Source organism: Bacillus sp. MM09(2025), from assembly GCF_050496725.1.
GTDB classification, from domain to species: domain Bacteria; phylum Bacillota; class Bacilli; order Bacillales; family Bacillaceae; genus Bacillus; species Bacillus pumilus.
Genome location: NZ_JBNWEN010000001.1, coordinates 83,347 through 103,018, shown reverse-complemented (window position 1 = coordinate 103,018; position 19,672 = coordinate 83,347). Strand labels below are relative to the sequence as shown.

24 protein-coding genes and 2 riboswitches are annotated in these 19,672 nt (G+C 39.4%); of the genes, 6 read left to right on the top strand and 18 right to left on the bottom strand.

Annotated elements, in window-relative coordinates:
• Positions 1-216: 216 nt before the first annotated feature.
• Positions 217-1,236 (top strand): acyltransferase family protein, encoded by a 1,020-nt coding sequence (locus ACQYAC_RS00565; RefSeq protein WP_342498152.1) that lies wholly within the window; start codon positions 217-219, stop codon positions 1,234-1,236.
• A gap of 27 nt (positions 1,237-1,263) precedes the next feature.
• Here ACQYAC_RS00565 and ACQYAC_RS00560 read toward each other — a convergent pair whose 3' ends face one another.
• From ACQYAC_RS00560 to htpX, 5 genes are all read right to left on the bottom strand, one after another.
• Positions 1,264-1,446, bottom strand: a complete 183-nt coding sequence (locus tag ACQYAC_RS00560) for a hypothetical protein (RefSeq protein ID WP_058014164.1) — start codon at positions 1,444-1,446, stop codon at positions 1,264-1,266.
• Positions 1,439-1,603 (bottom strand): hypothetical protein, encoded by a 165-nt coding sequence (locus tag ACQYAC_RS00555; protein WP_200964040.1) that lies wholly within the window; start codon positions 1,601-1,603, stop codon positions 1,439-1,441. Before ACQYAC_RS00555 ends, ACQYAC_RS00560 begins: the two co-directional genes overlap by 8 nt.
• A gap of 6 nt (positions 1,604-1,609) precedes the next feature.
• Positions 1,610-2,128: a DUF421 domain-containing protein gene (locus ACQYAC_RS00550; protein ID WP_058014165.1), complete on the bottom strand. Its 519-nt coding sequence runs from the start codon at positions 2,126-2,128 to the stop codon at positions 1,610-1,612.
• Between the two features lie 97 nt (positions 2,129-2,225).
• Positions 2,226-3,572 carry a TrkH family potassium uptake protein gene (locus tag ACQYAC_RS00545; protein WP_429942547.1) on the bottom strand — a complete coding sequence of 449 codons (1,347 nt, stop codon included), beginning with the start codon at positions 3,570-3,572 and terminating at the stop codon, positions 2,226-2,228.
• Between the two features lie 143 nt (positions 3,573-3,715).
• Complete coding sequence (gene htpX / locus ACQYAC_RS00540; RefSeq protein WP_339165621.1) at positions 3,716-4,615, bottom strand: protease HtpX; 900 nt, start codon at positions 4,613-4,615, stop codon at positions 3,716-3,718.
• Between the two features lie 279 nt (positions 4,616-4,894).
• Here htpX and ACQYAC_RS00535 point away from each other — a divergent pair, with 279 nt between their 5' ends.
• Positions 4,895-5,608 (top strand): DUF1836 domain-containing protein, encoded by a 714-nt coding sequence (locus ACQYAC_RS00535; protein ID WP_061407541.1) that lies wholly within the window; start codon positions 4,895-4,897, stop codon positions 5,606-5,608.
• Between the two features lie 124 nt (positions 5,609-5,732).
• A complete protein-coding gene (locus ACQYAC_RS00530; RefSeq protein WP_003211343.1) occupies positions 5,733-5,927 on the top strand; it encodes an alpha/beta-type small acid-soluble spore protein in 195 nt (64 codons plus the stop codon).
• Positions 5,928-5,966: 39 nt separating this feature from the next.
• On the opposite strand, the gene ACQYAC_RS00525 is transcribed toward ACQYAC_RS00530, so the two are convergent.
• The 4 genes from ACQYAC_RS00525 to ACQYAC_RS00510 form a co-directional block, all read right to left on the bottom strand.
• Positions 5,967-7,151: an anti-sigma-I factor RsgI family protein gene (locus ACQYAC_RS00525; protein ID WP_429942546.1), complete on the bottom strand. Its 1,185-nt coding sequence runs from the start codon at positions 7,149-7,151 to the stop codon at positions 5,967-5,969.
• The gene (sigI, locus tag ACQYAC_RS00520) at positions 7,148-7,903 is read right to left on the bottom strand and encodes an RNA polymerase sigma factor SigI (RefSeq protein ID WP_429942545.1); all 756 of its coding nucleotides are present in this window, start codon (positions 7,901-7,903) and stop codon (positions 7,148-7,150) included. The genes ACQYAC_RS00525 and sigI overlap by 4 nt, the downstream gene beginning before the upstream one ends.
• A gap of 215 nt (positions 7,904-8,118) precedes the next feature.
• On the bottom strand, positions 8,119-8,910 hold the full coding sequence (locus ACQYAC_RS00515; RefSeq protein WP_144462214.1) for a TerC family protein: 792 nt from the start codon (positions 8,908-8,910) through the stop codon (positions 8,119-8,121).
• 31 nt (positions 8,911-8,941) lie between these two features.
• Positions 8,942-9,113, bottom strand: a riboswitch (yybP-ykoY riboswitch).
• Positions 9,114-9,192: 79 nt separating this feature from the next.
• The gene (locus tag ACQYAC_RS00510; RefSeq protein ID WP_058014171.1) at positions 9,193-9,807 is read right to left on the bottom strand and encodes a DedA family protein; all 615 of its coding nucleotides are present in this window, start codon (positions 9,805-9,807) and stop codon (positions 9,193-9,195) included.
• Positions 9,808-10,052: 245 nt separating this feature from the next.
• Here ACQYAC_RS00510 and ACQYAC_RS00505 point away from each other — a divergent pair, with 245 nt between their 5' ends.
• Positions 10,053-12,476, top strand: coding sequence for a bifunctional diguanylate cyclase/phosphodiesterase (locus tag ACQYAC_RS00505; RefSeq protein WP_429942544.1), 2,424 nt, complete (start codon positions 10,053-10,055; stop codon positions 12,474-12,476).
• 30 nt (positions 12,477-12,506) lie between these two features.
• On the opposite strand, the gene ACQYAC_RS00500 is transcribed toward ACQYAC_RS00505, so the two are convergent.
• The 3 genes from ACQYAC_RS00500 to ACQYAC_RS00490 all read right to left on the bottom strand — a co-directional run bounded on the left by ACQYAC_RS00500 (position 12,507) and on the right by ACQYAC_RS00490 (position 13,685).
• Positions 12,507-12,971 carry a MarR family winged helix-turn-helix transcriptional regulator gene (locus ACQYAC_RS00500; protein WP_088004396.1) on the bottom strand — a complete coding sequence of 155 codons (465 nt, stop codon included), beginning with the start codon at positions 12,969-12,971 and terminating at the stop codon, positions 12,507-12,509.
• A 355-nt stretch (positions 12,972-13,326) separates the two neighbouring features.
• Positions 13,327-13,491 (bottom strand): hypothetical protein, encoded by a 165-nt coding sequence (locus ACQYAC_RS00495; protein WP_061407531.1) that lies wholly within the window; start codon positions 13,489-13,491, stop codon positions 13,327-13,329.
• Between the two features lie 38 nt (positions 13,492-13,529).
• Positions 13,530-13,685: a hypothetical protein gene (locus tag ACQYAC_RS00490; RefSeq protein WP_200964041.1), complete on the bottom strand. Its 156-nt coding sequence runs from the start codon at positions 13,683-13,685 to the stop codon at positions 13,530-13,532.
• 191 nt (positions 13,686-13,876) lie between these two features.
• Here ACQYAC_RS00490 and ACQYAC_RS00485 point away from each other — a divergent pair, with 191 nt between their 5' ends.
• On the top strand, positions 13,877-14,206 hold the full coding sequence (locus ACQYAC_RS00485) for a MerR family transcriptional regulator (protein WP_012009715.1): 330 nt from the start codon (positions 13,877-13,879) through the stop codon (positions 14,204-14,206).
• 104 nt (positions 14,207-14,310) lie between these two features.
• Here ACQYAC_RS00485 and ACQYAC_RS00480 read toward each other — a convergent pair whose 3' ends face one another.
• Together ACQYAC_RS00480 and ACQYAC_RS00475 are read right to left on the bottom strand one after the other, a co-directional pair.
• Positions 14,311-14,820 carry a MepB family protein gene (locus tag ACQYAC_RS00480; RefSeq protein ID WP_429942543.1) on the bottom strand — a complete coding sequence of 170 codons (510 nt, stop codon included), beginning with the start codon at positions 14,818-14,820 and terminating at the stop codon, positions 14,311-14,313.
• 211 nt (positions 14,821-15,031) lie between these two features.
• Entirely contained in the window at positions 15,032-15,403 is a 372-nt protein-coding gene (locus ACQYAC_RS00475; protein WP_144462222.1) for a cupin domain-containing protein, read from the bottom strand.
• Between the two features lie 215 nt (positions 15,404-15,618).
• Between ACQYAC_RS00475 and ACQYAC_RS00470 the strand changes: the two genes are divergently transcribed.
• Positions 15,619-16,482, top strand: coding sequence for a LysR family transcriptional regulator (locus ACQYAC_RS00470; RefSeq protein ID WP_429942542.1), 864 nt, complete (start codon positions 15,619-15,621; stop codon positions 16,480-16,482).
• An 85-nt stretch (positions 16,483-16,567) separates the two neighbouring features.
• On the opposite strand, the gene ACQYAC_RS00465 is transcribed toward ACQYAC_RS00470, so the two are convergent.
• The 4 genes from ACQYAC_RS00465 to ACQYAC_RS00450 form a co-directional block, all read right to left on the bottom strand.
• Positions 16,568-16,966, bottom strand: coding sequence for a hypothetical protein (locus ACQYAC_RS00465; RefSeq protein ID WP_429942541.1), 399 nt, complete (start codon positions 16,964-16,966; stop codon positions 16,568-16,570).
• A gap of 101 nt (positions 16,967-17,067) precedes the next feature.
• On the bottom strand, positions 17,068-18,426 hold the full coding sequence (gene mgtE, locus ACQYAC_RS00460) for a magnesium transporter (RefSeq protein WP_169056375.1): 1,359 nt from the start codon (positions 18,424-18,426) through the stop codon (positions 17,068-17,070).
• Between the two features lie 207 nt (positions 18,427-18,633).
• A riboswitch (M-box (ykoK) riboswitch) is annotated at positions 18,634-18,797 on the bottom strand.
• Between the two features lie 131 nt (positions 18,798-18,928).
• Complete coding sequence (locus ACQYAC_RS00455) at positions 18,929-19,069, bottom strand: hypothetical protein (RefSeq protein WP_003212346.1); 141 nt, start codon at positions 19,067-19,069, stop codon at positions 18,929-18,931.
• Between the two features lie 76 nt (positions 19,070-19,145).
• Entirely contained in the window at positions 19,146-19,664 is a 519-nt protein-coding gene (locus ACQYAC_RS00450; RefSeq protein WP_058014180.1) for a PepSY domain-containing protein, read from the bottom strand.
• Positions 19,665-19,672 lie beyond the last annotated feature (8 nt).

Sequence of the window (19,672 nt, the reverse complement as noted above, 5' to 3'; positions counted from 1 at the left end):
AAAAAAAGATAACTTTTTACACGAAGTCTGTCTCTTTTGTTTCATTTGGATGACAGGATTGAACCGCGATTCTCTTTTCTTACGCTTCTTTTACAACCGTTCTACAATTTCACATCAAATAGCGAAATGAGCCAAAATGTATTTTAAAATGGGGCAAATACGGGAACGGTGCACTTAGATCATTTATGTTTAAAATCAAGCAGGAAAGGTGATGTTATGGCATCTTCACGAGATAGTTATTTTGATAATGCGAAATTTCTTCTGATTTTTCTAGTTGTTTTTGGTCATTTGTTACGATCATTCATTCATGATAATGATTGGATGCTTTATTTATACAAGTTTATTTATACTTTTCACATGCCTGCCTTTATTTTGGTTTCTGGCTTCTTTGCAAAAGGGTTTAGAAAGCCAGGTTTTATGAAAAAAGTTGCTGTTAAGCTGATCATCCCATATTTCATTTTTCAGGTGATCTATTCCGTTTACTATTATCTCTTACAGGATCAAAGCATGGCCAATTTAAATCCAATTGATCCGCAATGGTCTTTATGGTTTTTAATTAGTTTATTCTTTTGGAATTTGCTGCTCATTCCTTTTTCTAAACTGCCATTTCACTGGGCGATGATCGTCAGTTTGTCGATTGCGTTACTTGTCGGTTACGTGGACAGTATTAGCAATACGCTGAGCTTATCACGTACGTTTGTCTTTTTGCCGATGTTTTTAGCTGGCTTCTATTTAAAAAAGCAGCATTTTGAATTCATCCGTACAAGCAAAGGAAAGCTGGCAGCACTCCTTGTATTAATGGCTGTATTCTTGTTTTGCTATTTCTATGAATTTGATTATTCCTTCTTATTTGGATCACAGTCATATGCTTCTCTTGGTGATGAGGGAGTGATTGCGGCAATGAAACGAATGGCATGGTATCTGCTTGCATTCGGCGCTACATTCAGCTTCTTTGCTTTAGTGCCAACACGCCGTTTCTTCTTTACAAAATGGGGCACAAGAACGTTATATGTGTATTTATTACATGGCTTTGTTATCAAGCTTCTTAGAACGACTTGGTTTGATGACTGGGCCCTGAATGCAGCAAGTGTGCTCATGTTATTGCTGCTGACCATTCTGCTTACCTTCACCCTGTCTAGCACCTTTGTTAAAACCGTTGCACAGCCAGTGATTGAGCTCAAAATGACCAGTCTCATGCGTACAATCACCGGCAGACAAGGCAGTTATAGCAAATAAAAAACGATCCTGTGCGGATCGTTTTTTCTATTTTTCATTCATATGTCCATTGTGGCATTCATCATCTTTCTTAGGTTTTACAAGAGTATCAATCCATTTGCTGCTGTTGATATCTCCAAGCTCACTGCCAAATTCCTCTTCTAAGATATCTGGGTCCATTGGCTTTTTATGGTCTTTCATGTCCTTGCTTTTTACATGCTTCTTAGTCACGAGATTCTCCCCCTTGTTTCCCTTTGTGAGAATTTCGGTTTGCCTGACGGTCTCTAGATTGTTCATCAAATTGAGTTTGTCCTTGATCATGTGCCATGCTCTCTGTCGGTGTCATATTATTTGTCAGTGCTTCATTTTTCGCTGCTTTTCTTTTCATCTGAAATCAGTCCTTTTTTAACATATTTAGTTCTTCTTTTAATTGGTCTAGGAGTTCCTTCATTTGTTTGACCGTCACGGGCCTTTCCTCTGGCTTTAACTCATAGCCGATTTGTCCATTGGCTTCTAGGGTGGCTTTTTTGAGACTGCTGATCTCTGTAATGCCTTGCTGCTTTAAGCGCATTTTGAATTCATCCCTTGTGAGCCTCGTTTTCTTCAGCTTGTGATCAAGCATTTTTCCATCCTGCAAAATGACCACAGATTTCCCAGAAACCAATTTTTCAAAGAAATCAGATTGGATAGACAATTTTTCCATGATGACGAGTGCAATGATAAATGTAGCGGCTGCATAAATCGTTTCAAGTAAATTGTGCTCAATAAAGGGTTGGATAATAATCGATCCGATTGAAATCATGATCACTGTTTGTTGAACAGTTAATTGACTAATGGATTTGGGCCCTGCTATTCTCAGCAGCAAGGTACCAACTAGCAGCATGACAATTGCTTTCCATATCACATCTAGCACGTCTCGTTCACCTCTTACCTATAGATTGCGAACATCTCGCGTGATTTAGCCAGTTATATAATGGAAATAAAAAAACAGCATTCGCTCGGAATGCTGTTTAGCCGATGATGACACGCTCTTTCGGATAATGATAATTCGCTTCGCTTTCTCTTCGGCCAATTAAGTACAAGAAGCTTGGAATGCCGATCCGACCAATAAACATGACCATCATGATGATACACTTACCGAAAACAGAGAGCTCAGAGGTAATCCCTAGTGATAGCCCTGTTGTTCCGAATGCTGAACAGACTTCAAATAAATTTTGAAGAAGCGTATTATGCTCGGATAAGGTTAATAAGAATGTAGCGCCAAACACCAAGATAAAGGCCATCATCGTCACCATTAGAGATTTGTTTATATCTGCTTGATGCAGTTCTCTTTTGAAGATTTTAATGGACTTATTTCCCCGGGCAAAATGAAACAGTGCGAGTAAATTTAGGGCAAACGTGGTTGTCCGAATTCCGCCCCCGACAGAACTTGGAGATGCCCCGATAAACATAAGCAGACATAAAAATAACAGCGTTGGTTCTGTCAATTGAGTAATATCTAATGTAGAAAGTCCCCCACTTCTTGTGGCCGTCGATTGGAACAATGAATAAAACAAAACTTCGTGCCAGCTCTTCCCTAAAAACGTAAACCGGGCTTCAAGTGCATAAATTCCAATAGCGCCAACAATGACTAAGCCGCCAAACGTAATCGTTGTGATTTTTGTGAACAACGAGAACGATGCGTGCTTTCGGTCCTGATTAAATAAGTAATCCTTTACTTCCACGAGCACAGGAAAGCCAATAGCTCCAAAGATGATCAGCAGCATCGTAATAAATTGGACGAAATAATCATCTTTGTATGGGATGAGCGAGTTCCCTGTAATATCGAAGCCACCATTGGTGGTCGCACTAATACTTGAGAAGAAGCCATGTAAGAATGCTGTTTGTACATCGTAATATTTGAGAAAATACATACTTAAAATCAGACCGCCTACAAACTCAATGAGCAAAATTAAATATAAGACCTGCTTCATTAATTTCACAATTCCTGATAAATTGCTCTGGTTTTGATCTGCCATAATGAGCTTTCTTTCTTTTATCCCAATCCTTTTTCGCATGACAATCCACACAAAGGTACCAAGCGTCATAATACCAATACCTCCGATTTGGAGGACAAACGCAAGGATCCACATACCTGCCACACTAAATGTTTGCGAAGTATCAACAACCGTGAGTCCTGTGACACTTACCGCACTCACCGCCGTAAATAAAGCATCGATAAATGTCCACTTCACCCCATCTTGATGAGCGACTGGCAGACTGAGAAGAATAAATGAGACGGTTACAGCGAGAAAATAATAAAGGGCAATCAGCTGGAAAGCCGATAGCCGGTCAATTAGCTTTTTAATTGGGTTCATTGTCATTCCTTCTTTTAACTTTCATTTTTCAATACTTATCATTTTAATGAAAAGAGACATGATTTTAAAGATATTTTATGCTTTATTTACTTTTTCATCAAAAAAGAAAAGACATCCTGTAACAGAATGTCTTTTTGTCTCTCTTATTTTGCTTCTAGTCTTCTAATTCTTTCGTTTAAATCAGGGTGTGTTGAGAAAAGAGAAGCTTTTCGTTTACCACTGATTTTAAGCGTAGCAACTGCTGTTTGATCATCATCTTTGATTCTTGACGTATACGCCTCAAGCGAGCGAAGCGCATGAACCATTTTATCTTTACCAGCAAGGTCAGCTCCGCCGCGGTCTGCATGAAATTCACGGTGTCTAGAATATGCAAACACGACAAGGCTTCCTAGGACAGAGAAAATGATTTGGAAAACAATCACTGCAATAAAATGAACAATCGGCACAAGCTCTTCACGCGAAACAAAGCGGCTTGCGATCCATGCCGCAATTCTTGAAAGGAAGACAACGAACGTGTTGACAATCCCTTGAAGCAGAGTCATTGTCACCATGTCTCCGTTCGCAACGTGAGCCACTTCGTGAGCGATGACACCTTCAACTGCTGCATCATCCATTTCATGAAGTAATCCAGTGGAAACCGCAACAAGTGATCTTCTCTTAGAAGGACCTGTCGCAAAAGCATTTACTTCAGATGATTGATAAATACCAACCTCAGGCATTTTAGTAAGACCTGCTGCTCTTGATAATCTGTGCACGCGGTCAACAAGCTGCTGCTCATCATATGTTAATGAATCCTTTTCAGGGTTTAACACACGTACACCCATCATCATTTTTGCCATCCAGCGAGACATCGCAAGTGACATGAACGAGCCAACAAAACCAACAACTGCACTGAATACTAACAGTGCCACCAAATTAATTCCACCGTCTGCTCCTATATAAGAACCAACACCAGTTGCTGCACTAATAACCGATAGTACAATACCAATCGTAGTGATAACAAGAATGTTCGTTAATATAAACAGAAATATTCTTTTACCCATACATAACCTCCGCTGTCATATTAAGTTCATTTGAACTTATTAATAAAATTATAAAAATAAACGTCTCAAATTGCAAGGAAAAAGGGATCATTTCCTCTATTTATCATATCGTCTTAAGCCCCGTCACTTCAATATTTACGACATATGCCACAACTGAAAAGTGAATAAATTGTGACGCCGCTTTCTGGATTTTAGTTTATTTTGCATTTTTATCAAAAAGAGATTATGATGTTGAATTAGATCAATTATGACGTTTTTGACAACAAACGAGGTGGAACAATGGGTGCTTTTAAATTAACGAGAATTGACATGACAAGTCTTCTTTATTCTCTAAAAGGAGAGGGAGATCTAACTCCGCTTCAGCTATTAAATTTATCTGTAAAAAAAGACAAACATCACGAACTTGACGAGCTCATCATCCCTTCTTTTTTTGAGAGGCTTGAACGGCGGAAACAAAAATCAGAGCATGGGCTCTCCACAAATGAAATTGTAGAATTAGGAAATCTATGCGAACTGACTTCTCTTAAATCGACAGCGATTCAAAACTGGATCAAGCGTGATATTAAAGATATGATTGGCCACCCTGAGCTTGGAAAGAAGTACTCAATTGATCAGGTCGTTATTTTATTAATTGTGAGAGATTTAAAATCAGTTTTTGACTTTGATGCCATCCGCACCATCTTATCTGCCTTATTTAATACGATTACGGATCGAACTGATGATATTATTAGTCCACTGCGTTTTTATGAAGCATATGCGCATGTCCTTGATTTTATTTATCATCATACTCCTTTTCCGTTAAAAGAAACAAACTTACGGGAAATCACAGAGGAACAGACAGATAAGCTCCGTGAAGAATTTGCTGAATTATCGCAGCACCAATGGCGTTTGATCAAAGGTATTATCAGTTCAACCGTTTTTTCTGTCTTTACTTCACACTTGCAAAGTACGGCACAAGAAATGATGTTTCATACACTGCAGCATCAGGATTAAAAAGAACCGAGGTGATGATTCACCTCGGTTCTTTTTTTGTACAGCAATTGCCAGCATAATTGCATGTCGTTTTCTTCAAAATAAGAAGGCGCAACAAACATAAGGTGAAAGGAGGAATACGGACATGGCAAATCGAAATCAACTTCTTGTTCCTGGAGTAGAACAAGCATTAGATCAATTTAAATACGAGATCGCTCAAGAATTTGGCGTGACTCTCGGTTCAGATACAGTCGCACGTGCAAACGGTTCTGTTGGCGGCGAAATTACAAAAAGACTCGTTCAACAGGCTCAATCACAAATGGGCAATCAATCTAAATAAAAACATGGTGAAATACGCCGGAGCAATTCTGGCGTTTTTTTATTGTTCATATGTGTGCTCATACCGGTTCTCACGATACGGGGACGGTGCACCATTTCCTTGCTTCTTCACATGTTCTTTTTTTCGTTCAGTGGACGGCTGTTTCTGATCCCTGTCGTTTTTTTTTACGTGCTTTTCAGCACCACCACGTGATGTGCCACTTGGATTCCTTTTGTCATCAGGTTCCGTTGAGTGATTTTTTTTTTGTTCTTTATCGATAGAACGATCCTTTTCTTCCTTTATTTGATTGTCTTTGCTTTTATCATCAGGTTTTGCTTGGTGAGGCTTTTGAATAGATCCTTGCTCTTCCCTCTCTTGATCCTTCTGCTCTTCGTCTTCAGCTTCAGGAGCCTCTTGATCTGGCTTCAAATCTTCGCTATCGTCTGTCTTGACGTCTTCTTGTTTGTCTTTGTCTGCTTGATCTTCATCATCTTTTTTAGGCTCTTCTTCTTTGACAGCATCACTCTCTGCTGCGTCTTCATCCTGTTGAATGTCTTCTTGTTCTTTGTCTTGCATTTCTTGATTTCTGATATATGTGCCTGTTGAAATGCCTGCCTTTTGAGCTTTTTCTCTTGTTTCCAGGTCACTTTCTACAGTTTCTAGCTTGTAATCGCGCTTTTGATATTCACCAGAGATGGTGTTAATTTTACTTTTGACGTTGGTTTTATATGTATGGTCCTGCTTATTTTCATAAACCGTTGAAATATAAATGCTCTTAGAGTGGTTCACGTAACCTTTTTTGTCACAGTCATCTATGATTTCCTGCACGACTTTGGTCATGTCGTTTTTTTCTAAACCCTTCATACTGGCCAGTACTTGTTTCGCATCTTTATTCAGTGGCGTGACACCGATCACTTGATAATTGTGATCAAGCTTTAGTTCAAAGCTTGGATTAATGTCAATCGTCATATATGCATATGCTCTTTGACTTGAGAACGATGGCATCATAGTAAAAATCACGACAATAATCGCTGCGATTGATAGGATTCCTGCATTTAATGGACGTAAACGAAGCAAGTCAAAAAAACCGGCTTTTTTTCTTTCGAGACGTGATTCATTCGGAAATGTCACTTCTTGACCGATTTCATAATCTTGCTGTTCATATTTTGTCCGCAGAAATTGTCCATCAGGGGTCAGCAGCGTGACATATTTTTTGTTTTTCTCTACTATAATGCCTCTTCTCATGAATTAAGCACCCCTTTAAGGTAATCTTTCAAATACACATAATCACCCGTCATAATGATCGCCATCGCAATGATATATTTTCTATTTCTTTCAATCGTTTTGCGGCTGACTTCCACTAGCTTTTCAAGCTGTTTGACTGGCAATTGTTTTTTCTGAAATAAAATGGTTCGGAGCTCATCGTGTTCAACGAGTGTGTGAGCTACTTTAATGGCATTTTGCCTGGCATCTGCATGCTTTGGTGAATGTTCAAGCAGCTCTTGAAACGTGAGACCGTATACTTTTAATCGTTCTTTAAAATGTTCAATTTCTTCTCTTCTGTGTTCTTGTTCAATTAAACGTCTATATTCGTTTGTAGACAGCTCTGCTTCAATCATGCTTTGAGAGTACTCGCCATTTTCACTTTCTTGCAGGTCCATTTGAACCGTTGGCGGATTTCTCGCTTCTTTTCGAATATAGTCGATCACTTTTCTTTTAATAATTAATTCTGCGAAAGCAAGGAGTGAGTTTCCTTTTTCGGCAGAGTATTTTTCTATCGCTTCATTAAAGGCAATTAAGCCTATGCTGAATTCATCATCTTTTTCATCTATATATCGTTTACAAACGGATGAAACCGTCTTAGCGACAAATGGTTTGTATTGCTCTATTAATGCATTTTGCAGCTCGATATCACCTTGTTGAATACTGATAGCCGACTGCTCTAATGTTTGCTTTTTCTTTCCTTTTTTAAACAAAAGGCTAAGCAATGGTTTCACCTCAGTTCTCCCTATATTACTCATTTATGATAGCTAATTTATGAGGGAAGCGCAAAGGAAGAAATGAGGAATTCATTTCCTGTTACTCAATTGTGACATGAATATCATCATCTACTTTACAATGTTTCGTCTAAAAGCAAAGAAATAAGGGGGTATCTCCCCCTTATTTGTAATATATGTGTTATGAAAATGAAATGATATTTCTTTCAAAAAACCTACTCTTCTAGGCGCCCCTCTTGTTTTTCCTTGTTTTGTTGCCCGCCTTTTCTTGATGGACTTGATAAAAACCAGCCAAATGCTGCAATTGCGAGAAGCACTGTCCAGAAAATCACTTTCCATAATGTTGAATGAATAAAATGAGAGGACACGATACCAATGGCTGGATGTGACAGTGTATAAAGCGTGAGCTTCACACCAACCCATCCGACAATGACAAAAGCTGCTGTTTCTAGGCTCGGTCTTGTTTTGAGCAATTTCACAAAGACAGTCGCTGCAAATCTCATGATGATCAAACCGATGATACCACCTAAGAGAATGACAATAAATTGACCGCCATCAAGTCCACCGATTTGCGGAAGACTTGTTTTCGGCAATGTTACGGCTAATGCGACCGCCGCTAAGATGGAATCGACAGCAAAGGCGATGTCAGCAAGCTCGACTTTTACGACTGTTGCCCAGAAGCCGCTTTGCTTCATGTTTGTGTCTGATTCCTTTTTCTTAAATACGTGCGATTTTAAAATATGGTGAATGGAAATATAAAGAAGATAAATTGCGCCAATGGCTTGAACTTGCCACACATCTACTAAAAACGAAATAAGAAACAGGGAACCAAATCGCATGACAAAAGCACCCGCAAGTCCGTAAAACAACGCCTTTTTTCTTTGCTTTTCAGGAAGGTGCTTCACCATCACAGCCATGACCAGCGCATTGTCAGCGGCTAAAATCCCTTCTAATCCAATCAGTACGAGAAGAACCCATCCGTACTCTAAAATAATTGCTGCATCCATCATCATTCCTCCTTGTTTTTATCTATTGTCCCACAACAGACAAAGGCTTATGAATGCAAAAAAGACCTTTGCCTGTAATGGCAAAGGTCTTGCTAGACATGTGATATGTAGAATCATGCCAACAAAGCCGATGGAACTTAAGTCCATGTAATGACGACTTTGTTTCCGGTAAAAACCGGACGCTACTCCCCTTTGGTGGGATTTAAGAATATTTAGATTACTTATATTTTAATCAATAGACACTGTAATGTCAACAGGTGACTTTCACCTCGGGTCCAGTGATTAGGCAGTTGGTGTTTCTGCTTTTCTTTTTCTACGTTTCATCCATATATACATCGCGAAAAGCAACACAATCCCGATCCCAATCGGCAGAAGATATGGATCTAACATTGCGCCAACCTCTTTCCAGTTCTCCCCGAGCACAAATCCAAGATACACATATACAAATGTAATAGGCGTAATTGCTAAAAACGTGTACAGGCAAAAGACCCACACATTCATCTTGGCAATACCGCACGGGATGGAAATAAGCGTTCTGACTCCTGGAATAAATCGGCCGCTAAATGCGACGAATCCACCATGCTTTTCAAAGAAGGCATCCGATTTATCAAGTGACTCCGGTTTCACAAAAAAGTACTTTCCATATTTATTTAAAAAGGGTCTGCCGCCATAACGTCCTAACCAGTACAAAGTCAAAGGACCAGCCACGCCGCCAATAGAGCCGGCTGCCACAACACCTATGAAAGCCATGTCCCCTTCTGAGACCCAGTAACCCGCAAGAGGCAGAACCACTTCAGCAGGAACAAATTCAATACATAATGCAAGGAAGATGCCAAAGTACGACAAGTTCTTAAAGGCATCAGCTAAAGAAATAATAAAATCTTCGATGTTTATCAATCCCTTTCACACATAATCGTTTAACTGATTCTATCTCTTTTAGAATCGCACATATATTAAACGAATAAAACCGAAGAAACGATTCACTTTTCGTCGTTTTTTTACATTAAATTTGATTTTACTATAAAAGACAAGTGAAGAAAACGTTGATTGTGGTATTTAAGTGAAGGAAAAGTGAACACAGGAGCCATTCGATCCGATATATTAAGTATACGTCTGTTTTAAAATACTGGAGGTTTTCTTACATGACCCATTTAACAGGAAGCTACAATGGATGGCTTGTCTTTCTGTCAATCGCAGTCGCCGCTGTCGCCTCCTACTCAGCTCTTCATTTAGCCAGCCGAGTGGCACAGTCAAGCGGTGCAAAGAAAAAGGTGTGGCTGATCGTTGGTGCCATGATCATGGGGATGGGGATATGGTCGATGCATTTTATCGGCATGATGGCATTTCACATGCGTGCTGGTATCACATATGAAACACCCTTGCTCATTTTATCGATTTTGGCATCTTTTGCCGGGTCCTTGATCGCATTCACAATATGCATTCAAGAGCAGCTCTCCACAAGACGGCTGCTCATTAGTTCAATCACCATGAGCTCAGCTATTTGCAGTATGCATTATCCTGGAATGGAATCAATGGCCAATGTCTCCATCAGCTATGATCCAGTCCTCTTTTTTCTTTCGTTTTTCATTGCTGCGATAGCGTCTTTCTTTTCGCTTCATTTCTTTTTTCGGCTCCATCGATCCGGGAAAAAACAGGAGGATCATCTGTTAAAAATAGCTGGTGCACTCGTGATGGGCGGGGCTGTTTCTGGGATGCATTATACCGGTATGGCTGCTTCTACTATGTTTTTTCATTCAGACGGACAGTCCTCTGGGGGTGGTTCTCTTGAATTATCACCATTCAGTCTGTCAATTTTCATCGGCCTTATGACACTGATTGTCCAAACACTGATGATTTTTGGTGCCTATATCGATCACCGAATCATGAAGCAGGCAGATAAGCTAAAGGAAAATGAACAGCGGTTCCAATCGCTCATCAAACATAATATCGATGGCATTATCGTGTTATCGGTCAATCGAAAGGTGCTTTCTGCGAACGACTCAGGTAAACAAATCCTAAAAATGTGCAATTCTTGGATTGGTGACGATGTTAGCCAATACGTCATGCCAACTGACATGTGGGAAGAATTTATTTACGAGTCAAAAAAAGCCATCACACGTGAAGCAGAACTAAAAGCAGCAGATCGCTTTTATTATTATCATGTCACTTACATACCTGTTCATGTCAACAATACGCTTGACAGTATTTATCTTGTCTTAAAAGATTTAACGCAGCAGCGGATTGCAGAAAAAGAAATTCATGTCATGGCACATTATGATGCATTAACTGAGCTTCCTAATCGGCGCCATGCCATCAACCATTTAAGTGATGTTCTCTCGGCTCAAGAAGAGACAGGAACATCGACAGCTGTTCTGTTTCTTGATTTAAATCGTTTTAAAATTATTAATGATGCACTTGGTCATAACATAGGGGACTTACTTCTTAAAGCAGCTGCAAACAGACTGACGAAATGTTTACCAGACAACGGCTTTATAGCAAGACTAGGCGGAGATGAATTTTTAATGATCTTTCCTGACATGGGGCATGACACACAGAAAATTGAACAGCTTTCTCAAAATATCATTCGTCAATTTGAGCGTCCTTTTTTCATCCAGAATCATCAGCTGATAACATCTATCAGCATTGGAATCGCTATCTCACCTCAGAATGGCAAAGATGGGATGGAATTAATGAGGAAAGCCGATATGGCGATGTATTTATCCAAAAAACATAAGCAAAGCCGTTATGAGTTTTTCACCGAATCAATGGAAAGATCAAGTGAAGACAGGTTGAACCGAGAGCTTGAGTTACGGGATGCCATTCAAAGAGAACAGTTTGTGCTTCATTACCAGCCGCAAGTCAGTGCGAAAACAAGACAGATGACTGGCGTAGAAGCTCTTCTAAGAATGAAAGCACCAGATGGGTCGTTAAAATCACCTGAGGCTTTTATTGAGCTGGCAGAGGAATCAGGGCTGATCATTGATATTGGCAGATGGGTCATTGATACCGCGTGCAGGCAGGCTAAGGCGTGGTATGATAACGGGCTGAAAATTCCTGTGGCTGTCAATTTATCTGCGAAACAATTTAATTCTGAAGACTTAATTGATTTGATTAAGCTGACATTAAAAAAATACGATCTGACACCGTCACTGCTTGAGCTTGAAGTCACAGAAAGTATGACAATGGACAATATTAAGCAATCAAAACAGGTGCTGACGTCACTGAAACACCTAGGCGTTCGCATTAGTATTGATGACTTTGGTACAGGGCATAGCTCCTTAAGCTATTTAAAGGATTTGCCCATTCATCGACTGAAAATCGACAAATCCTTCATTGAAGATATTTTACATGATTCGAAATCTGAACAGATTACAGGTGCCATTATTGCGATGGGACATCAACTTTCTCTCGAGGTCATAGCAGAAGGTGTTGAAACCTTTGCGCAGGCGCAGCTTTTATCTGCGCAAGGATGTGACGACCTGCAAGGCTTTTATTATGCAAAGCCCCTTCCAGCAAACGATATCGAAAAATTCATTGCCTATCCAGCGCATCAGCTGGACACATAAAAAAGGTGCCAATCATGGCACCTTTTCGTTCTATCTAAATAATAAATGTTGACTGTGAATACCTGCTTTTTTCAATAGACTAATCAATTGTTCTTGTTCTTCTCGCGAGAGGCCTGAGAAGGCACGCGCAATCCGCAGAGAATGAATCGGGTAAATCTTATCAAGATAACTGCGCCCTTTATCTGTTAAATGGGCATAAACCGACCGTTTATCCTTTGGGTCCTGCTCTCTTTCAATAAAACCATTTCGTTCTAATTTGTCAATTACGTACGTCACATTCCCGCTGACCAGCAGGAGTCTTGAGCCGATTTGCTGAAGTTTTTGAGCACCTCTTGTATACAGCAATTCAAGAACCGCAAATTCAGTTGGATTAAATCCATGCTCTTTGCTGTCTCTAATGCTGTGTTCTGAAACGCTTTTAAATGCTCTTGCAAATACCTTGTAAAGTGTCATTGAACGTTCTACTTCTTCTTCATTAAACGATAGTCTCATCACATATCTACCTCTTATAATATTTTTTTAACTTCAAGGCTTTCTTGCGGTGCAGTTGGAGCCTTTCGTAAAAAATAGAAGTACGTTTTTGAAAACCCTTTCAACCACATAAGTGACTCCATTCGTGTTATGTATAAGATTTCGATATAAACTTTTAAAATCCTTCTTATTTTTCACAACCATCTCGAAAAAAAGGTTTTTTAGCAAACCATCAAGATACGACATGGTTTAACATAATCTGTAAAGACTCTATGTTTTCTTACACTGCATTCGTCAAATTTCTACAAAATTCAATATTGCTATAATATTAAACAAAAAAGAACCCCTTATGTGACATGCGCACATTTCAAGGGGATTTTCACAAATCACGCTCTGTTTTGTTGAAAAAGAAGTGATACTCTTTTTTTAAGTCACTAATTGTCATGTTCTTGGCCGCACTAGGACTGTACACGCCCAATGAACAGAGCTGCTTCGTATAGTAATGCCTTTCCTTTGCTAAAGCTTCTGTTAAGATACGCCGCACCGATTATCCCCTCCTATCAATTGATCTGGACCAGGTGCTTATGAAGACCTTTTATACAAATCATTTTGTACGGCTCTTAGAAGAGCATGTGCATTCTGACCTGCCGCCTGCATGAATCGCTCCAGTAATTCATCCCTCTTTATATCTAATGCGATGATTTCTTTTGCCATACAGATGATCCGTGTTTGCTCCATCATATGCTCCTCCTCCTATTTCAACTCATCATCATTATATGCATGCGCAGCAATCATTTCACATCTGTTGTAAACTTTCCTTCCATTGTTTTTTCATTTTTATGTTTTTATGTTATATTTTCTAACAAACGATGATTTTTTTTCGTTGTCATTCTGTATAATATGAAGAAAAAACTTGCAGGGGTGAGTATATGACGCAGGAAGATGTATCATATAAAGATAAAAAAGTCATTTCAATCGGGATTGTCAGTGAATTAACAGGGCTATCCGTCAGGCAAATCCGATATTATGAGGAACGCAGACTCATCTACCCCCAGCGCTCAACAAGAGGCACGCGTAAATATTCTTTTTCTGATGTAGAACGTTTAATGGATATCGCCAACAAACGAGAAGACGGTGTGCAAACAGCGGAGATTTTGAAAGACATGAAGAAAAAAGAACAGGCATTAAAAAGCGGACAATATAAGAAAAAAATGCTGGAAGGTCAAATTAACGCACACTTCCGGTACAAAAATCGATAAACAAATAAAGTATCGCTGACTCTTTTAGGCTTTTTGGTCATGACTTCATGAAAAAGAGACAGCTTTTTTGCTGTCTCCGTCCCATTTACGGCTTAGAGCTATTTTTAGTTAGAGTATAGCTTTAATAGTTCTTGTGCTGGCAAACTATTTGTATTGTTCATGCCAACAAAATATTCTAATTGCCATTTCTGCATTTCGATAGCTTGTTTGTTAGCAGGCTTATCCCAGCTAGGGTAAACTCTCATCGCCATTTTTCCTTTTGTCGTATCTGTTTTAAGAATATGTTGTTTTACAAGAACTTCTTTTGGAAAAACGAATTGACCAAAATCATTTTCACTAGTAAAGGTATTAATCACCAATAAATCCGTAGCTTTTTCATATGAAAAAGGCTGGTTTTTATTTTCCTCATCCTTTTCCCAAAAAGCAACAAACTGTCCTATCTTAATAGGCGTTTTTTTTGCCACTCTAAATCGAATCGACTTTGAATTTAGCTGAAACACACAAGCTCCATAATCCGAATTTTGGACTTCTTCTCGGACAGCTTTCAAAGACAGACGATTAGGTTCATAAAACATTTTATTGACATATGTTAACGCGTTATAAAATTCATTCACTGCTTTATCCCCTTATTTATTACTTATTCCAACAAACTTTCAACATTATCTTAATTTGAACACAATGCCAAATCCTATTAAGTGAAATAAGCTATATAAGCAAGGACATCAGTTTAAATTTACTTTTTTCAGGCGGCGTTCAATAACATTTCATTTCTAAGAGCCAACACTCTATCAAATAACGTTTAGTATATTGTTAAGTGCAGTCGATCTAGCGTTCATCCATTCGTTCAGGAATCGAAACAGTTCGTTCATTGACCACATTCCCCGTGTTTAGCGTCGTTTTTGGTTCAATCAAGAGCAAATGAACTTCTTCTTCAGCAAATGGCTGATGTTCAACCCCTTTTGGAATCACAAGAAACTCCCCTTCATGAAGCGCTATTTCTCTATCCCTAAAACGGATGACTAGATTTCCTTTCCATACAAAAAACATTTCATCCTCGTCATCATGATGATGCCAAATGAATTCACCCTTAATTTTTACCATTTTCATGTATGAGTCGTTCAACTCTCCACTTATTCTAGGATTCCAATAATCATTTATTTGCGAAAATTTCTCTTGGATATTAACCTTTGAAATCAATAAATTCCCTCCTCATTTACTTGGAAACGTCTTTTTTTATCTTTCTTAAGCTAAAACTCCCTACCTTGCAAATTCTCCTCCTCATGATAAACATCAAGGGACACAATGAGCATCAACCTCTTATATTATTAAGTTTACTTATTCTATTGGATCACGTAAAATCAAAAAATAGTGTATAGTTCATCACAATTTGTGATGCAAAAAGGAGCATTATTTTGGATATTACATCTTTGGAGATATTTAAAGCAGTAGCTATTGAACAAAGCATTACAAAAGCTGCCGAGAAATTAAATTATGTGCAGTCGAATGTCACTGCACGAATCCAGCGTCTTGAACAAGAATTAGGTGTTCCTCTTTTCTATCGATATCACAAAAAGATATCCTTAACGCCTGCAGGGCGAGAACTGCTGCCATATGCAAACAAATTACTCTACGATTTTGAAGAAGCGATAGAGGCCGTAAAGCTTTCCTCTACTCCGCGAGGGACTTTGCACATTGGATCTATAGAGTCTACTGCTTCGACAAGATTGCCCAGCATTTTCGCAGCATATCACAAGACATTTTCACAAGTAGAATTAAGCATGTATATGGCACCTACTGTAGATCAGGTTCATGCTATTCTCAACTACAAGGTAGACGGTGCATTGGTTGATGGGCCCATTCTTCATCCCGACATTATTGAATATCCGGTATTAGAAGAATCCCTTGTTCTCATTACAAGCTACTCTGAGGAGGAATTCCAGGTAGAATCAATTTTACATGAACCATTGCTTTCGTCATTTGCGCATTGCATCTATTTGGGGCGTTGGCAACGATGGTTAGAGAGCAATGGCTTTGCTCCGATGAAGGTAATGGAATATGGCACTTTAGAGGGCGTGCTTAAATGCGTTGAAAACGGGCTAGGGGTTACCGTATTACCAAAATCTATGGTTGAATCTCGGATGCAAGGCAGATTTACCTGTCATCCTTTACCGGAACCACATAGAATCGTGCCCACTGTGTTTATAAGGCGCCGCGATTCGTACATGACTAGTGCCCTCTCACGGTTTATGGAATTATTGGGCATAACTCATATATGATCGGGTCATTTATGGTAAAAAAGAGGATAGATAGAGCGACATTCTTTCAGCTCTTCTATCCTTTTCAATAAAATCATTTTAGCTTTCATTGAGAGGAAGCGTCAGTTCCTTCAACGAGCCCTACAAAGTCAATCCGTACACCGCCTTTTTCAGGATCTTCTATGACCCGCATGGCCAGCGCCTTTTTCTCCCCTGTTTTTTCATCTTCGTAATTCGCATGAAAGACATGAATGCTGGCTTCTTCCAATTGAAAATCATCATAAGAAAGTGTCTCTATGCCCCATTCTTTTTTCATTTTTAGAATGTCATTCGGACTTGGGACAGCGCGTTCAACATAGATATTTTCTATTTTTCGTTTATTTCCTTCGCTAATAGCTTCAATCATATGCTCTGCTGCCACCAGTCTTCTGTCTTTCCCCTCGTCTTCTTTTGAACATGCACCTAGCAAAACAATGCACATTAAAATGAATAAAAACTTCTTCATTTTTCTCTCCCACCTTCTCCTTAAAATGTAAAGGATGGAAGCGCTATATGCAATCTTTATTCAAAAAAGACTGTAAAACGTCACGTTTTACAGTCTTCATGCTACATCAGTGTATGAAGGAATGCTGTTGCAATTCCAAAATAGATCAGTAAGGATAAAATATCATTCAATGTTGTGATCAGCGGCCCAGATGCAATGGCCGGGTCCACATTTAATCTGTGTAAAATAATCGGCACGACCGTACCTGCCATTGTCCCAATAATCAGTGTTGCAAGCAGCGAGGAACCGACAACAAAACCTAAAATCATATTGCCCTGCCACACCATTGCGACAACTGTAATAATTATGGAACAAACAATCCCAATGTAAATACTCGTTCTCAGCTCTCTAAAAATAAGACGCATAATGGTTTTTTTCGTTAATTCTTCTTTTGAGAGCCCTCTAATGACGACGGCAAGAGACTGTGTCCCTGTATTACCTGTCATCCCAGCAATCATCGGCATGAAGAACGCTAAAGCAACAACTTGCTGAAGGGTATCTTCAAAATAATTTAAAATACTGCCTGAAATCAGCCCAATGAACAAGAGCAAAATGAGCCACGGAAGACGGCGGTATGCCGCCACAAATGCCGGTGTGTCGAACGTGATATCTTTACCAGAGGCAGCAAACTTTTCATAGTCTTCGCCTGCCTCTTGAATCACAACATCAATGATATCATCAACTGTAACAATTCCGACTAGGACATTGTTCTCTTCCACAACAGGAATCGCAAGGAAATCATATCGTTCAATCAGCTTTGCGATTTCCTCCTGATCCTGAAAGGCTCCAACGGCAATGACTCTTGTAAACATGAGATCCTGTACCTTTTCATCCGGTTCACCTAAAATGAGATCCCGGTATGAGAGAACGCCTACAAGCTGTTTTTGATCATTAATCACATATAAATAGTTGATTGATTCCGCGATTTCAGCAAAGCTTTTCAGCTTCACAACTGCATCCTGTACTGTATAATGCTGAGGAATCCAAACGTAACGGTTGGTCATGATCCGTCCCGCTGTCTCAGCAGGGTAATTCATAAGAAGCTGGACAGCCTTGGATTCCTCTGCTTCCATGTTAGATAAAAGCTGATCCTTTAGCTCATCCTCCATCTCATCAAACAAGTTGGCTAGATCATCGTTATCCATTTTGTTTGTGACGAAGGTCGCTTTGTCTTTCCCTACTTTTTCAAGAACGATTTCTTGATATTCCCGCTCCAGCTCACCCATCATTTCTGTCACGTCATCGACTGGTAAAAAGCTGAGGAAGCGGCTGCGGTGTTTCTCTGGAAGTTCTTTAAATAAGTAGGCCATATCATATGGCTGAAGTTCTTCCATAATGTTTTTAAATTCTTTTCGTTTTCCATCTCTTAGTAAAATAATGATGCGTAAAATGAGTTCATCGTACGTTATATTTTGTATCATCGCTGTTACCTCCCCAAAGTCAGGAGATACCCGAATCCCTTAGAATGTGCGGGGGTCAGGATCTCCTCTATCTGATGTCTCAATCTGATCTTTTGACATATTCTCTATGTGTCTCGAATCGGGATGATCCATCCCCACACCTCCTTTTCCCATAAAAAAACACCTTCAACCGAATGAAGGCGCTTTGTAAGCATGACAAATAAACACTTGCTCCTTCAATCGTAGAGCTTTAGCACTGTATGGCATAGGAAAAATCCAGCTGCATTAAAAATCACCTTATGTCGATGATTTCTGTTGACCCATTGGCGTCTTTGGACATTTTTGGGCAGCAGCGTATCTCCATACAGGAGCCTCACCTAACGAAGTCTCATATTGTTGACACACTGAGATTACAGAAAAAGCGCAGTGATGTCAATAAGCAAGATGCCAAGTTCCCTTATGTATTCGCTTACATTCAAAAAAAAGAGCGATAGACAAAGTAGACCATCGCCCTTTCATGTCTTTATTCCTCTTCTGGCTGATTCATATCCTCTTGGGAGAGGAGATGAAAGGAATCATGCAAAAACAAAGCATATCCTTCTCCGTCAGGATGCGGAACATATTCCGCATGGTCCATTGTTTGCTCTTCTTCTTTTTTCTTCATATTCTCTCGCCTCCTTTCCCGTAGTTTGTCCCAATGCAAAAACCTTACACATGAAAGTGTAAGGTTTCGTGATGGCTTAATCATCCCATTCTTGCTTTAGGATTTTGCCTGTTTTAGCGGAAATCTCAAAATCAACTTCCTCGCCTTTTGGTGTGGTGATTTCGACTTCATATAAGTACACACCATTTTCTTTATCTAAATCAGAATCTGTGACTGTTCCTTTTACTTTTGCAAGGGCAATTTGTTCAGCCTGCTTTTTAGTAATTTTCACATTCTGTTTCTTTTCTTTGACTGGATCGTTCAGCGCTTTTCCTGTTTTGGCATCGACATATACTTTATATTCAAAACCGCCTTTTTTAATCTCAACCTCATACACCCATTTTCCTTTTTTACGCTCAAGATCCACATCGTCCACATACCCTTTCACCACTTTTAGGGCAGCTTTTTCTGCTTGTTTCTTAGAGACAAACGAAGATTTCTTTTGCACCACTTGCTCCGCGTGTGCTGTTTGATTTGTATTTTGCGCTTGAAGTGTGAAACCACCTGCGACAAGAGTTCCTGTTAATGCTGTAGCTACTAGTACTTTTTTCATCATATTCATAT

Coding starts and splice junctions, on each gene's coding strand:
- ACQYAC_RS00535 (WP_061407541.1), top strand. CDS start 4,895: ATGGGTGCTTTTAAATTAACGAGAATTGACATGACAAGTCTTCTTTAT.
- htpX (WP_339165621.1), bottom strand. CDS start 4,615: ATGGGTAAAAGAATATTTCTGTTTATATTAACGAACATTCTTGTTATC.
- ACQYAC_RS00450 (WP_058014180.1), bottom strand. CDS start 19,664: ATGATGAAAAAAGTACTAGTAGCTACAGCATTAACAGGAACTCTTGTC.
- mgtE (WP_169056375.1), bottom strand. CDS start 18,426: ATGATACAAAATATAACGTACGATGAACTCATTTTACGCATCATTATT.
- ACQYAC_RS00555 (WP_200964040.1), bottom strand. CDS start 1,603: ATGAAAAGAAAAGCAGCGAAAAATGAAGCACTGACAAATAATATGACA.
- ACQYAC_RS00465 (WP_429942541.1), bottom strand. CDS start 16,966: ATGAAGAAGTTTTTATTCATTTTAATGTGCATTGTTTTGCTAGGTGCA.
- ACQYAC_RS00455 (WP_003212346.1), bottom strand. CDS start 19,069: ATGAAGAAAAAAGAAGAAGAGCAAACAATGGACCATGCGGAATATGTT.
- ACQYAC_RS00565 (WP_342498152.1), top strand. CDS start 217: ATGGCATCTTCACGAGATAGTTATTTTGATAATGCGAAATTTCTTCTG.
- ACQYAC_RS00505 (WP_429942544.1), top strand. CDS start 10,053: ATGACCCATTTAACAGGAAGCTACAATGGATGGCTTGTCTTTCTGTCA.
- ACQYAC_RS00545 (WP_429942547.1), bottom strand. CDS start 3,572: ATGAACCCAATTAAAAAGCTAATTGACCGGCTATCGGCTTTCCAGCTG.
- ACQYAC_RS00485 (WP_012009715.1), top strand. CDS start 13,877: ATGACGCAGGAAGATGTATCATATAAAGATAAAAAAGTCATTTCAATC.
- ACQYAC_RS00525 (WP_429942546.1), bottom strand. CDS start 7,151: ATGAGAAGAGGCATTATAGTAGAGAAAAACAAAAAATATGTCACGCTG.
- ACQYAC_RS00490 (WP_200964041.1), bottom strand. CDS start 13,685: ATGGAGCAAACACGGATCATCTGTATGGCAAAAGAAATCATCGCATTA.
- ACQYAC_RS00515 (WP_144462214.1), bottom strand. CDS start 8,910: ATGGATGCAGCAATTATTTTAGAGTACGGATGGGTTCTTCTCGTACTG.
- ACQYAC_RS00530 (WP_003211343.1), top strand. CDS start 5,733: ATGGCAAATCGAAATCAACTTCTTGTTCCTGGAGTAGAACAAGCATTA.